This window comes from Finegoldia sp. BIOML-A4, assembly GCF_009679635.1.
Lineage (GTDB): Bacteria > Bacillota > Clostridia > Tissierellales > Peptoniphilaceae > Finegoldia > Finegoldia magna.
In genome coordinates, this window is record NZ_WKZC01000003.1 from 38,770 (window position 1) to 52,483 (window position 13,714).

At 31.3% G+C, this 13,714-nt stretch carries 13 protein-coding genes; 12 read left to right on the forward strand and 1 reads right to left on the reverse strand.

Translation table 11 applies throughout. The features are described 5' to 3' along the window. Positions 1 to 7: 7 nt before the first annotated feature. The 12 genes from GKG01_RS03585 (at position 8) to GKG01_RS03640 (ending at position 13,221) form a co-directional block, all read left to right on the forward strand. Positions 8 to 895 carry an ABC transporter gene (locus GKG01_RS03585; RefSeq protein WP_154271526.1) on the forward strand — a complete coding sequence of 296 codons (888 nt, stop codon included), beginning with the start codon at positions 8 to 10 and terminating at the stop codon, positions 893 to 895. Next, the gene (locus GKG01_RS03590) at positions 861 to 1,559 is read left to right on the forward strand and encodes a hypothetical protein (RefSeq protein ID WP_241684739.1); all 699 of its coding nucleotides are present in this window, start codon (positions 861 to 863) and stop codon (positions 1,557 to 1,559) included. The genes GKG01_RS03585 and GKG01_RS03590 overlap by 35 nt, the downstream gene beginning before the upstream one ends. Before the next feature lie 33 nt (positions 1,560 to 1,592). Continuing rightward, on the forward strand, positions 1,593 to 2,069 hold the full coding sequence (locus GKG01_RS03595) for a methylated-DNA--[protein]-cysteine S-methyltransferase (protein WP_154271527.1): 477 nt from the start codon (positions 1,593 to 1,595) through the stop codon (positions 2,067 to 2,069). Positions 2,070 to 2,155: 86 nt separating this feature from the next. After that, positions 2,156 to 3,916, forward strand: a complete 1,761-nt coding sequence (locus tag GKG01_RS03600) for a DUF4153 domain-containing protein (RefSeq protein WP_154271528.1) — start codon at positions 2,156 to 2,158, stop codon at positions 3,914 to 3,916. A gap of 89 nt (positions 3,917 to 4,005) precedes the next feature. Continuing rightward, complete coding sequence (locus GKG01_RS03605; protein ID WP_154271529.1) at positions 4,006 to 5,022, forward strand: beta-eliminating lyase-related protein; 1,017 nt, start codon at positions 4,006 to 4,008, stop codon at positions 5,020 to 5,022. Between the two features lie 537 nt (positions 5,023 to 5,559). Further along, complete coding sequence (locus tag GKG01_RS03610; RefSeq protein WP_154271530.1) at positions 5,560 to 7,215, forward strand: peptide ABC transporter substrate-binding protein; 1,656 nt, start codon at positions 5,560 to 5,562, stop codon at positions 7,213 to 7,215. Between the two features lie 72 nt (positions 7,216 to 7,287). Further along, positions 7,288 to 8,214, forward strand: coding sequence for an ABC transporter permease (locus GKG01_RS03615; protein WP_154271531.1), 927 nt, complete (start codon positions 7,288 to 7,290; stop codon positions 8,212 to 8,214). 9 nt (positions 8,215 to 8,223) lie between these two features. Then, positions 8,224 to 9,141 (forward strand): ABC transporter permease, encoded by a 918-nt coding sequence (locus tag GKG01_RS03620; protein WP_154271532.1) that lies wholly within the window; start codon positions 8,224 to 8,226, stop codon positions 9,139 to 9,141. 11 nt (positions 9,142 to 9,152) lie between these two features. Then, positions 9,153 to 10,388, forward strand: coding sequence for an ABC transporter ATP-binding protein (locus tag GKG01_RS03625; protein WP_002835178.1), 1,236 nt, complete (start codon positions 9,153 to 9,155; stop codon positions 10,386 to 10,388). A 9-nt stretch (positions 10,389 to 10,397) separates the two neighbouring features. Then, positions 10,398 to 11,573 (forward strand): oligopeptide/dipeptide ABC transporter ATP-binding protein, encoded by a 1,176-nt coding sequence (locus tag GKG01_RS03630; RefSeq protein ID WP_154271533.1) that lies wholly within the window; start codon positions 10,398 to 10,400, stop codon positions 11,571 to 11,573. Between the two features lie 149 nt (positions 11,574 to 11,722). After that, complete coding sequence (locus tag GKG01_RS03635) at positions 11,723 to 12,367, forward strand: HAD hydrolase-like protein (protein ID WP_154271534.1); 645 nt, start codon at positions 11,723 to 11,725, stop codon at positions 12,365 to 12,367. 5 nt (positions 12,368 to 12,372) lie between these two features. After that, positions 12,373 to 13,221 carry an aminoglycoside 6-adenylyltransferase gene (locus GKG01_RS03640; RefSeq protein ID WP_154271535.1) on the forward strand — a complete coding sequence of 283 codons (849 nt, stop codon included), beginning with the start codon at positions 12,373 to 12,375 and terminating at the stop codon, positions 13,219 to 13,221. A gap of 29 nt (positions 13,222 to 13,250) precedes the next feature. On the opposite strand, the gene GKG01_RS03645 is transcribed toward GKG01_RS03640, so the two are convergent. Then, entirely contained in the window at positions 13,251 to 13,622 is a 372-nt protein-coding gene (locus GKG01_RS03645; RefSeq protein ID WP_094206082.1) for a DUF6483 family protein, read from the reverse strand. Between the last annotated feature and the right edge of the window lie 92 nt (positions 13,623 to 13,714).

The following is a 13,714-nucleotide window of genomic DNA, read 5'->3' on the forward strand; positions in this document are numbered from 1 at the left end:
AGATTTTATGTATACGATAGATAACATAAACAAAAAAAGAAGATTTAAAAAAATTGACTTGGATTGTAGCCTTGAAATAGAAGAAGGTTACATATATTTGTTTACAGGTCACGACAAAAATATTGATGAATTGTTTGATATTTTAGGATCTTTTACAACTAAATACAATGGAGAATTCTTGTATGGTTTCGAAGATAAAGAAAATGTACTTAAGACTCCAAAACTAACAAATGAAGTAGAATTTTCAACATTTTTACAAGATTACAACTCATCAATGAAAGTGAAAAAGTATCTTAAATTAAAAAAGAAGTTGAATCCTTATTTCGACGAAGAATTTGTGGACTCTGTGCTAAAAGGATTTGCGATTGATGAATTCGCAAGACTTGAAGATTTGAAAGAGGATTACTGCAACATCGTGCTTATGACTGCGGCACTTGCTACGAATAAAAAGATGGTATTACTGAAAAATTTTGAAATAGCAGACAGAAAGCTTTCTTTGGAATTCATAGATATAATGAAAAAGCGTCAAGAATTAATCAGAAACACGATATTGATTTCAGCTCCGATAGTGGAGGAAGTATTTTTTGATTACTTGGTGTTAGTGCAGGATGGTAGAATTAAATTCAAGGATTCTAAGCACAACATACTAACAAAAGCAAATGTGGTTCGTGGACCTAAGGAGATTATCACTGCTATGAATTACAAAAGGATATTGACGAGAACTTCTGATGGATTAGAAGATGAAATCAAAATGTTCGATGAAATCAACGAAGACGAACGAATTTTACTTGAAAATAACGGCTGTGTAATCAAACAATTGCCATTAGACGAATTAATTACAATGATTGAGGAGGGAAATTATGAAAAGACTGTTAAAACAGAAGTTGTCGAATAGTTTGGCATACGCATTTTACACTCTTCTTGTATCTGTTGTGATATTAGCAATCATTGGAGGACTTTCCTACTTTAATATATGGAAATTCGATTTTGGAAAACTTCCACTATTCACATACGTTGTGCCGATGTTTTTATTTAACACTTTCTACTTTTTATTGATAGCAAGTAAAGATTATTTCCAAGATTTTGGAATGAACGTAGAATCATCTTATCACAGAAAACAAATCAAAAAAGCTACGATTTTTGAAAGAATTTTCAACGTCGTGTTGGTATTTGCAATTATAATTGGTGTAATTTATCTAACAAGAGTTTTGTCTGGATTCTTACACGCTAGACAAATCGAAATTTATTACGACAAGATTGGAGTGTTCACAAAAGGCTCATTGTTGTCATATATGCCAATAGTTTTTGTAATCACATCAGTGTGTAGCCTTGCATTTAATTCACTGATATTCTTAGCGTACAAATTCGGGGCTGTGAAAATATTCATATTATTTACTGCTATTGTTATTGCTTTGAATGTATTCTTCTCAGAATATTTAATATCAGCATTCAAATTATTTAGTGGACTTAACATGTATATCTATTTGGGAGTTGGAGTAATAGCACTTATATTGTCTGTATTATTTACTAACTTCATCAAAAGCTTAAATGTAAAATAAAGGAGATGGCTCGGATTTATCCGAGCTTTTTATATGAGAGATATTTACAAATCAAAATTAGGAAATATTCTTATCGAAAGTGACGGAAAAAATATAACAAAATGTGAATTTACAGATTTTTTTGTAGAACAGGGGAATGATGAAATAATTGAAAAATGTAAGAATTATTTAGACGATTATTTTTCGGGTAAAATTACAGGGCAATTTGACGATATATTAATCGATAAATCAGATTACACAACTAAGATATTGAAGTTAGTGTGTGAAATTCCGTATGGAATGATTGCAACATATACCGACATCAAAGAAAAATACGAAGAAATCTACAGCACTAATACATCAGCAAGAGCAGTTGGAAGAGCTGTTGGCTCAAACGATTTGATGATTTTAGTACCTTGCCACAGAGTGATTGGAAAAAACAATGCTCTTACTGGATATAAATTTGGAATAGAAAAGAAAAAGTATTTATTAGATTTGGAACAAAATAACAAACCTTTTGTAAATATTTGAGCAATGTTTACGAAATTGCAACAAATGTTTTTAAGCGATTTTTAAGATATTTGTCGTGATATAATTAAGAAAAGCAGGAGGAAATTATGAGGTTAGATATTTTTAAATCGAAACTTAAAAACTTAAAGAAAACAATAAAGCTATATCCAATGGTATTACTTGCCATATTTATTGCTACGATTTTTGCGATTATGGGGATATGGTATATCGAAATAGGTGCATTGAATAGCACTTTAACAGCTGATTTACTTATTTCTTCGCTCTATTTTGCGATGAGCTACATGATTGTAAAGCTGATAATCTCTGACAAAAACATAGAAATCACCAAAGACAAAAAAGCTATGGTATATGCAATTGTTTCAGTGATTATGGGATTAGTGTGCTATTTCCTAATAATAAAGGTAGATAAGTCCTTCGTACTTAGAAATCAAATCACGGAAATGGGATTATTTGTGACGCTTTTTGTCGGAATGTTTATCGCAGGTCACTTTAATAAGAAAAATGACTATGCCGACTACGCAGTTAAAATAGTTTTATCAATAATAGAATCGTTGATTTATTGCGTAACGATTTTTATTGGAATTGTTGCGATTTTGTTCACGACAAAGGAACTGTTCAAACTACAATTTAATCTTAGCAATGTCATAGTATCATGTGCAGCGGTAATTTTTCTATTGCTAAATGCATCTATAATTTTATCCAAATTTCCATTGAAATATAGTGACGAAAATCTAAAAATCAAATGGCTTTTGCCTTTTAAGTTATTATTTACGAGAATTATTGCTCCGATATTTTTGATATACGGTTTTATTTTACTTCTATATATAATAAAGGTAGTAGTTTTAAAGACGATACCTAACAATATCATCACAAATCTTATTTTGTGGTACGGATTGCTTTCAGTTGTTGTATTGTTTATATCAAAAACTGTAGAAGACAAATTCATAAATGTTTACAATAAAATTCAACCTATAATATTATTGATACTTTCAGTTATGATGTTTTACTCAATAGGAATCAGAATATCGTATTATGGAGTTACGGAAGAAAGATATCTTGTGGTAGTTGGCGGAATATTCATTGTTATATCAATGATTTACTATTTATTCTTCAACAAGAAGACATACATCACGATACCGACAACGTTTTTGATATTGGCACTGATTTCTTCGGTGGGACCTCTTTCTGCATATAATATCAGTAGAATAGACCAAAAAGCCAAATTAGAAAAAATGCTAGTTGAAGAAAATCTGCTTGTCGATGGCAAAATAAAATCTCAAAGCAATGTAAATCCAGCTAAAATAAAGGAAATAAAAGACAAACTTGACTATTTTGTAGTCAAACATAGTACAAAAGAACTTCCTTATTTGGGTGATAAATTTACAACTTCACAAGAGGATATGAATCGTGTATTTGGATTCAGAGGAGACGAATTTGAGTCGCTATACGGACAAATCAGATCCTTTGTCAATGATAGGTTAGAAATTGACACGACAAACTACGACCGTTTATTGGAAAATATTCAATTTCAATACGATTCCAACACACAAAATATCGAAAATTTAGGAAACCAAAACGTTACGTTTTCCAAAAAATCAAATATTGTTGTTATAAAATACAAAAATGAAACAATTGGCAAATTCAACATAGAAATATTTAATAACAGATTAGAAGAATTGTGGAATCTACAAGGTCCTGATATTAACACAGAAGATCCTGACAATTTGATAAAAGATGAAGGTGTAATTAACAATCGTAAATACAAGACGATACTTGAAAGAGCTGAATGTGTTTATGATAATGGACAAAAAATGACATATTACATCAAATGTTTATACACAAAATAAGTGAATAATATTCTTTACAAAAAATTATCAAGTGTTATAATAAATCTGTATTTTAACAAATTAATTATTGTCGATTGAGGAGAAAAATTATGTATAATTTTAACTGTGATTATCTAGAAGGAGTTCATCCAAATATCATAAAAGCACTTGAAGAAACCAATATGGTTCAACAACAAGGCTATTGCAACGATGAATACACTCATCAAGCAAAAGAACTTATCAGAAAAAAGATTTCTGATCAAGACGTTTATTTCCTACATGGTTCTACAGCTTGTAATAAACTTGTTATCAAAACATCGCTAAGACCTTTTGAAAGTGTTATCGCATGTGATAATGCTCATATTAATACATTAGAAACAGGGGCTATTGAAGATATTGGTCACAAAATAGAAATAGTAGAAGATGAAGATGGATTATTAATTCCAGAAGTAATAGATAAATTTGTATCAGAAAGAATGAATGATCCTGCATATTTTCACAAACCAATTCCAAAAATGGTTTACATAACCAATTCATCGGAATCTGGAACAATCTACACTAAAGAAAGACTAATGGAAATAAAAAAAGTCTGCGACAAACATGGATTGTATTTATTTATGGATGGAGCAAGACTTGCATATGCATTAGCTGCAAAAAATAACGACCTAACATTAAAAGAAATTTGTGAGATTGTCGATGCGACATATGTCGGAGGAACAAAGTGTGGGGCTATGTTTGGAGAAGCATTGATATTAAACAACGATGATTTCAAGCTTCATTTTAAAAACTACATTAAAGGCTCTGGAATGTTGATTGCCAAATCCAGATTTTTGGGAATTCAATTTAGAGAATTATTTACTGATGATTTAATTTTTAAATTAGCTGAAAAAGCTGATGAACAAGCAGATAGGATTAGAAAAAGATTAAAAGAACAAAACTATGTTCTAGCTACTCAATCTACTACCAACACAATATTCGTAAATATGGATTATGAAAGATACCACAGATTAAAACATAAATATAATTTTTGCGAAAATTACAAAACAGATGATTACATAAACGTAAGAATTTGTACATCATGGTCTACGGAAGAGCACATGGTAGATGAATTGATAAATGACTTATAAAATTGCGATCTTAAATGGTCGCTTTTTTAATAGAGATTTTTTAAAAATAAAAAAATATTACAAAAAAGTTACAATGATTTACAAAAAACTACTAAATACTTTTGCGGTATAAATTCCTAAAATATCTCATCTTTTATTTGTTTAAATCCGTTTATTAAATTTTTCACACAAAAATAACAAAAATATCGCCAAAAAATGTAAAAATATTTCACTCAAAACGGACATGATAACAAATATCAAATGATAAATTTATGAAAACAATATTTCAACAAAATAGTGATTATTACGAAAAGTATACAATCCTGCAAAGATAAATTAAAACGAAAAAATTTATAAAAAAACGGAACAAGATAATTATATAACAATTTAATATTAAAATATTTTGAAAAAACGTTGTTTATGTTATCATTTTCATGAATTCATGTTATAATGAAATTACGAAAAACGTGAAGACTAGTACTTATTTATTTTTAAATATGTATTCACGATTAATTCGGATTTTCTCATATGATTAAAATATTTAAGGAGGAATTGTAAATGAGAAACAAGAAAAGGTTTGTTGCCTTGATGTTAGCCGGCATTATGGTTGCTGGTACAGCATGTGGAAATGGAGGATCAAAAGACGGAGGAGCTAAGGGAGAAAACACAGTATACAATACTTTCGTAGCGTCTGATCCTGAATCTATCGATGCTCAAAAAGGTAGTGACAGTTATGGTAATACAGTTGTTAATAACGTATATGAACCACTTATTAGATTGGTTCAAAATGATGACTTAACATTAAAACCAGAAGCAGCAGCAGCTAAAGAATGGAAAGTATCTGAAGATGCTATGACTTATACATTCACATTACGAGATGGATTGAAATGGGATGATGGTCAACCATTAACTGCAAAAGACTTTGAATATGGTATTAAAAGAACTGTAGATCCTAAGACAGGTTCTGGTTCTTCATTCTTATTAGCTGATATCGCTAACTTCCAAGAAGTTAACTCAGGAAAAGCTCCATTGGATAAATTGGGAGTTAAAGCTATTGATGATAAAACATTAGAAATCAAATTGGGTGCTCCAGCACAATATTTCATTAACATCGTACCTTTCAGAGTATGTTTCCCACAAAGAAAAGACATAGTAGAAAAGAACAAAGAACAATTCGGTTCTGAAGCTAATACAATCGTAGGTTGCGGACCTTTCAAATTAACTGAATGGAGCCACAACTCTAAATTAGTTCTTGAAAAGAACAAAGACTACTGGAACAAAGACAAAGTTAAACTAGAAAAAGTAAACCTTAGAGTGTTAACAGATGAAAACACTAGAATGAATGCTTTCCAATCTGGAGAAATTATGAGTGTAGGTACTAATAAACCAGAATGGACTTCTAAGTTCGATAAGAGAGAAGGAACTAAGACTCAAAAAGTTGACCTTCCAGCAGTAGATTACTTCGCAGTTAACCACCAAGATAAATTATTCAAGAACAAAAAAGTTAGACAAGCATTCAACATCGCTTTAGACAGAGAAGGTTTCAACGATACAGTTCTTAAAGGAAAATCAGCTCCAGCTTACTTCTGGGTACCAAAAGCTATCTCAATTAACGAATTGAAATACAGAGAAATGGCAGGAAACCCTGTTAAAGAAATGGCTGATAAATTAGGCGATCCAAAAGCATTATTATCAGAAGGTCTTAAAGAATTAGGAATGGATCCAGATCCTTCAAAATTAGAAGTTAGCTTGATCATGACTAACTCTCCAGAATTAAAAAAATCCGGTGAATATTTCCAACAAAACTTCCAAAACAAACTTGGTGTAAAAGTTAAATTGGAAATGATGGAATGGGCTATTCTTTCTGGTAAAATCAATAAAGGTAATTACCAAATGGGTTATTTAGCATGGACTGCTGACTACAACCATCCATCAGCAATGATGTCTCTATTCACTTCAAGTGCTAACGCAGTTAGAACTGGATGGAAGAGCGAAGAATATGATAAATTAATCAGAGACGCTGCCAAAGAAAAAGACGAAAACAAACAAGTAGAATTGTATAAGAAAGCTGAACAAATCCTAGCTGATGAAACAGTTATTATTCCAATTATATCTGGTTCTACAAATATTTATTACCAAGATTATGTAAAGAATATTAACTTAAACCAATTTTCAACAGCAGGATACAAAGACACTTATCTAGAAAAAAAATAAAATAACTAGTAGCAAATGGCAGGCTGTTACAAATTATTTGTAACAGCCTACTAATTGTATATAGGAGGACTCATGTTAAAATATCTTATAAAGAGAATCTTGTACATGGTGCTTACATTATTTGTAATCACAACAGCAACATTCTTCTTGATGCATAACATTCAAGGGGATCCATTGTCTGCTATGGGTAAAACTCTTCCAGAGCAAACAATAAAAAATTACAAAGCAAGATACGGTTTGGATAAACCAGTATCAACACAATATGCAATATTTTTAAAAAATGCATTGCACGGAGACTTAGGTGCTTCATACAAATATCCAGGTAGAGAAGTTAAGACTACAATAGCTCAAACTGCTCCAGTATCTGGAAGAATTGGTGGACAAGCCATGGTAATAGGTATTACTATTGGTATTATCTTTGGTATTCTCGCGGCCTTAAACAGGGGTAAAGTGCCAGATTATATTATCAGTGTATTGGCTATTTTGGGTATTACGATACCTGTATTTATTTTGGGGGCTCTTTTACAATACGCTTTCGCAGTAAAACTAAATTGGTTTCCAACTTCAGGCTACGGAGACGAAATCAAGTATACAATTTTGCCTTCAATAGCATTATGCTTTGGTTCAATAGCTACTTATGCTAGATACATGAGAAGTAATGTATTGGAAGTTTTAAACGAAGACTACATACTAACTGCAAAAGCAAAAGGTGTATCAGGCTTCAATGTAATTAGAAAACACGTATTCAGAAATGCTATACTTCCTATCATCACAATCATAGCTCCACAAATCGTTGGTATATTTACAGGATCATTCATTATTGAAAATATGTATTCTATACCAGGTTTAGGAAGTTACTTTGTAAACTCTATAACTGCCAGAGATTATCCTATGATTATAGGTACAACAATTTTCTATGCATTCTTGTTCTTAATCTCTCAATTAGTTGTAGATATCTTATACGGAATAGCAGATCCAAGAATTAAAATTGTAGATTAGGGGATTAGTATGGAAAAAATAGATCAAAGCAAATTTCAAAGACTTTCAGATGAAGATAGAACATCTGAATTTATAGCAAGACCTGTAGTAACATACTGGTCTGACGCTTGGAGAAGATTTAAAGAAAACAAGGCAGCTTTAGTTGCATTTATTATATTAGTATTTTTAATTGTAATGGTTATCATCGGACCGATGTTAACGGGATATTCTCATGAAGATTTAGTAGGAGAAATTAACTTATCACCAAGCTCAAAATTCTGGTTCGGTACTGACGAACTTGGAAGAGATATATTCACAAGAATTTGGAGAGGTGGTAGAATTTCCATCATAATAGGTCTTGCAGGTGCTATTATTGGTACTGTAATAGGTTCTATTTATGGTGCAGCTTCTGCGTTCTTTGGCGGAAGAGTTGATACAATTATGATGAGAATTGTAGAAATATTGATTTCTATACCTTACCTTTTATTAGTAATCATTTTAAGATTAGCTTTAAACTCAAATGGTGTAGGAACACTTATTTTAGCCATGACTATCACAGGATGGTGTGGTCTTGCAAGACTTGTAAGAGGTCAAATTCTTTCATTAAAAGAACAAGACTATATCATGGCAGCTCGTGTATTGGGAGTAAGCAACAAAGATATCATTATCAAACACCTTATTCCAAATACTTTGAACGTAATACTTGTATCAATTTCATTTGATATTCCAGGATATATATTTGGTGAAGCTTTCTTAAGTTACTTAGGACTTGGTGTACAACCTCCAGAAACTTCTTGGGGACTTATGTGTTCACAAGCTCAACAAGTATTCCAATTTTATCCTTATCAATTGTTTTTCCCAGCTCTAATGATCGGGTTAACAATGCTTTCATTTACTTTGTTAGGTGATGGTTTGAGAGATGCGCTTGACCCTAACCTTAGACAGTAGGAGGAAAAAACATGAGCAAGAATAAATACAAAGATGTAGATGAACTAAAAAAAGAACAAAACCTTTCAGAAGAAACTTTAGTTGAAGAAACTGTAATTAATGAAAATAATGAAGTAGAAACTACAACTAAATATGTTTCCTCTGAAGTTGTAGAAGATAGAGTTAACGAAGAAAAAAATATGAACGAAAAACAAAATTTATCAGAAGAACTTACAAGAACTGCTAGAGTAGAAAAAGATTACACTAACAGACCAAAAGTAATTGAAGTAGATAACTTAAACGTATCTTTCAATACTTATGCTGGTGAAGTAAAGGCTGTAAGAGGTGTAAGCTTTGACATCTACGATGGAGAAGCTTTGGCTTTAGTAGGTGAATCTGGATGTGGTAAAACAGTAGTAAGTAAATCTATACTTCAAATTTTACCTCAATCAGCGGTTATCAAAGAACCATCTTCAATTAAATATATGAATGAAGAAGTTCTTAACATGGATAAGAAGAGATTAAGAGAATATAAAGGTTCTGATGTATCAATGATTTTCCAAGACCCTATGACTTCTCTTAACCCAACTATGAAAATAGGTAAACAAATTACAGAATCTCTTTTATTGCACACTGATTTATCAAAAGATGAAGCTAAAAAAGAAGCTGTTAAATTGTTAAAGACTGTAAATATTCCTAATGCTGAAGAACGTGTTAAACAATATCCACACGAATTATCAGGTGGTATGAGACAAAGAGTTATGATTGCCATAGCATTGGCATGTAACCCTAATGTTATCTTGGCTGACGAACCAACTACAGCACTTGATGTAACTATTCAAGCACAAATCTTGGATTTGATGAGAGAATTAAGAGATACTAAAAATACTTCTATAGTTCTTGTAACTCACGATTTAGGTGTAGTAGCTGACTTTGCAGACAGAATTCAAGTAATGTATGCCGGTGAAATCATGGAAACTGGTACAGTACAAGAAATATTTAAAGATGCACATCACCCATACACATGGGCATTGTTGATGAGCGTTCCAAGACTTGACTCATCAAAAGATAATGAATTGTATTCATTAGGTGGAACTCCACCAGATTTATTGATGGAAATTCCGGGATGTCCATTTGCAGCAAGATGTGATTATGCAATGCAAATTTGTAGAGAAAAGAAACCACCTGAAACTAGATATTCAGACCATCATGTTTGCAGATGTTGGTTAACACATGAACAAGCACCAAAAGTTGAAAGACCTTATTAGGAGTGAATTATGTCAGAAACTAAAGTAATAAAAGAAAAGAACATAGATTATTCAAACAGAGAAGTGCTTGTTGAATTAGAAAACTTGGATAAGTTTTTCAAAGTTGGTAAAAACAAGACTTTAAAAGCTGTTGAAAATGTAAATTTAAAAATATATAAAGGGGAAACTTTCGGACTTGTAGGAGAATCTGGATGTGGTAAAACTACATGCGGAAGAACAGTTATTAACTTATATGAACCTACAAATGGTAAAGTTATATATGAAGGAAAAGATATCACAAAGTTGAGCGGTAAAGAAAAACAATCTTTTAAGAAAAAAGCTCAAATGATTTTCCAAGACCCATATTCATCACTTGACTCTAAGATGACTATTGGTGATATCATTGGAGAAGGTATCAGAGTTCACTTCCCTGAAATGCAAGAAAAAGATATTCAAAATAGAATTACTGAATTATTAAAAACTGTAGGACTTAACGCTGAACACGGAGCTAGATTCCCGCACGAATTATCTGGTGGACAAAGACAAAGAATTGGTATTGCCAGAGCTTTAGCAGTAAAACCAGAATTTATCGTATGTGATGAACCTATCTCAGCGCTTGATGTAAGTATTCAAGCACAAGTTGTTAACTTACTTATTGAGTTACAAAGAGAAAAGAAATTAACTTATTTGTTTATTTCTCACGATTTATCAATGGTAAAACACATTTCTGATAGAATAGGCGTAATGTATTTAGGTAGTATGGTAGAAGTATCTTCAAACACTAAGATTTATAATCAACCACTTCACCCTTACACTAAAGCATTGATTTCTGCAATTCCTATTCCAGATCCTGATGTTTCAAGCGAAGGACGTGTTAAATTACAAGGTGAAATTCCTTCACCAATTAACGCTCCAGAAGGATGTAAGTTCTGTACTAGATGTAACTATGCAATGGAAATCTGTAAAACTGATAGACCAGTTCTACAAGAAATTGCTGATAAACACTTTGTAGCTTGCCACTTATTCGATAAAGGATTGGATGAAGGTATAAGAGCTATGAAAGAACAAGATGCTAAGCTTAGTCGTGCACCACAATCTGAAGTTCAAGAAAATGTTGAAGAAACAACAGCTGAACAAGAAATGGGCAAGAGATTAGATGATGAAGTACAAGCTCGAAACATCGATTCAACAGGAATGACAAAATAAATTATATTCCCCGCCATGTGCGGGGTTTTGTTTTGCCCAAAATTCAAACACAAAAACAAATATATGATAAAATAATCATTGGTGTTAAAATTAATTTATAAATACACCACAGTAAATTTGCTATGATATAATAAATCGAGAGGGGAATTATGATTAAAAATATAATATTTGATCTTGATGGTACTATTACGAATTCTTATGAGGGAATTGTAAATGCTGTTAAGTTTAGTTTGGATAAAGTAAATTTCAAATACGATGAAAGTAAGCTTATATCTTTTATAGGTCCACCTTTAAAAGACAGTTATACGGAGTTGGGTTTTAGTGAAATTGAATGTAAAGAAAGAATTGAAGATTTCAGAGATTATTATTTCAAAAAAGGTATGAAAGAAATGGAACTCTACGATGGTATTGTAGAAACTATAAACAAATTTTATGATGAAGGATATAAAATTTATTTGGCTACAAGTAAGGTTGAATCTTCAGCTAGGAAAATTTTATCAGATAATAATTTGTTGAAATATTTTTCATATACTGCTGGTGCGACTATGGATCAATCAAGAGTAGAGAAGGAAGATGTAATAGCTTATTTAATTGATAAAACTGGTATAAATCCAGAAGAATCGATAATGGTGGGGGACAGACATCACGATATTGAAGGGGCAAGACTTAACAATATTAAAGCAATCGCTGCAGGATATGGATTTGGAAATGCAGATGAATATAAAAATGCGGTTTTTGTTGCAGATAATCCAACTGATGTGTATGAATTTGTGATTAATCAAAATGATAGGTGATTTGAATGGTTAATAATATTAAAAATACGGTTATAGAATTTTCAAAAGAAAATGAAGAAGTTAGAAGCCTTATAGAAACTGGAAGAAGACTTAATCCTACTTTGAAAAAGGACGAAAACACTGATTACCACTTTGTTTTCGGCGTTAGTGATCTTGAAAAGTTTAAGGATTCACACTTCATTGAAAGTTTATTCGGTGATGTGTTAATGTTAGAAAAATCTGACAAATTAACTTACACAAATAAAATTAATCCTCACAATATCAGCTACACTATTGTACTTAATGATATTTCTAAAATCAGAATATTTTTCATTAAGGAAAACACGATGCAAGCTTATATTAATGAAGATAGCCAAGCGGAAATTTTAGTAGACAAAGACCAAGTTTTAGTTGGCAATAGTACCAAATCAGATGTTTGTTTCAGACAATTAAAGCCAACTAAGCATGAATTTGAATCACTAGTTAATCAAATGTTCATCAATTCGTTGAACGTAGCAAAGGGATTGTATAGAAAAGAAGAAATCTACGCCATTCAAATGTTTTATCATGTCAGAGAGAACGTAGATAAAATGACGGGTTACTATATTGGTAGTAATTACGACTTCAATGTTAATATAGGATACAATTACGAATACATCAAGACTTATCTTCCAAAAGATCATTACGAAAGATATTTGCAAACATATCCACTACCAGAATTAGAAAATTTGTGGAGTACATTGTTCAAATCGTGTGATCTTTTTAGAAAACAAGGACTTCATGTGGCAGAGCTTCTGGGATATGAATATCCTAAGAGGGTTGACCGTGATATAATGCAAAAAATTAGAGATATATGGCAAAGGTCCTACGATTAAAAAAACTGGTTTATAAAAACCAGCTTTTTTTATCCCTTGAATATTTCCAAACCAAACATATCACACATATCGTTTAATCCTTGTAGGATTTCGTCACGACTGTAGTTTGATTTTTGAAGTTTTTCATCCGAAAGTCCTTTTAATTTGTCATAAAATCTTGTTGCGATCGTTGCATACATTAGATTATTGGTTTCTAGCTTCTCGAACAAAATATTTTCAGCATCGTTTATTCTATCTTCTTCGATTAGATTTTCCAACAATCTTTCAAATTCGAACGAATCTTTTTGGTATTGTTCATTCTCATTTAATTTTCTATTTGTTTCCATATCTGTAAATAATTTTTGCAAAAATTCACTGACCACATTGATTTGTTTTAGTAGCCAATCGTTTGATTCTATCATGTTATCACTCTTTCTAAATTTCTCTACTTATATTATACTAAATTTTCAAGTTTTGATATACTATTAATAGAATAAGATTATCGGAGAAAATT

Bases quoted from the DNA above. Each gene is read 5' to 3' on its own strand.
- GKG01_RS03600 (WP_154271528.1), top strand. From the start codon at position 2,156: ATGAGGTTAGATATTTTTAAATCGAAACTTAAAAACTTAAAGAAAACA.
- GKG01_RS03620 (WP_154271532.1), top strand. From the start codon at position 8,224: ATGGAAAAAATAGATCAAAGCAAATTTCAAAGACTTTCAGATGAAGAT.
- GKG01_RS03610 (WP_154271530.1), top strand. From the start codon at position 5,560: ATGAGAAACAAGAAAAGGTTTGTTGCCTTGATGTTAGCCGGCATTATG.
- GKG01_RS03640 (WP_154271535.1), top strand. From the start codon at position 12,373: ATGGTTAATAATATTAAAAATACGGTTATAGAATTTTCAAAAGAAAAT.
- GKG01_RS03625 (WP_002835178.1), top strand. From the start codon at position 9,153: ATGAGCAAGAATAAATACAAAGATGTAGATGAACTAAAAAAAGAACAA.
- GKG01_RS03585 (WP_154271526.1), top strand. From the start codon at position 8: ATGTATACGATAGATAACATAAACAAAAAAAGAAGATTTAAAAAAATT.
- GKG01_RS03635 (WP_154271534.1), top strand. From the start codon at position 11,723: ATGATTAAAAATATAATATTTGATCTTGATGGTACTATTACGAATTCT.
- GKG01_RS03590 (WP_241684739.1), top strand. From the start codon at position 861: ATGAAAAGACTGTTAAAACAGAAGTTGTCGAATAGTTTGGCATACGCA.
- GKG01_RS03595 (WP_154271527.1), top strand. From the start codon at position 1,593: ATGAGAGATATTTACAAATCAAAATTAGGAAATATTCTTATCGAAAGT.
- GKG01_RS03630 (WP_154271533.1), top strand. From the start codon at position 10,398: ATGTCAGAAACTAAAGTAATAAAAGAAAAGAACATAGATTATTCAAAC.
- GKG01_RS03645 (WP_094206082.1), bottom strand. From the start codon at position 13,622: ATGATAGAATCAAACGATTGGCTACTAAAACAAATCAATGTGGTCAGT.
- GKG01_RS03615 (WP_154271531.1), top strand. From the start codon at position 7,288: ATGTTAAAATATCTTATAAAGAGAATCTTGTACATGGTGCTTACATTA.
- GKG01_RS03605 (WP_154271529.1), top strand. From the start codon at position 4,006: ATGTATAATTTTAACTGTGATTATCTAGAAGGAGTTCATCCAAATATC.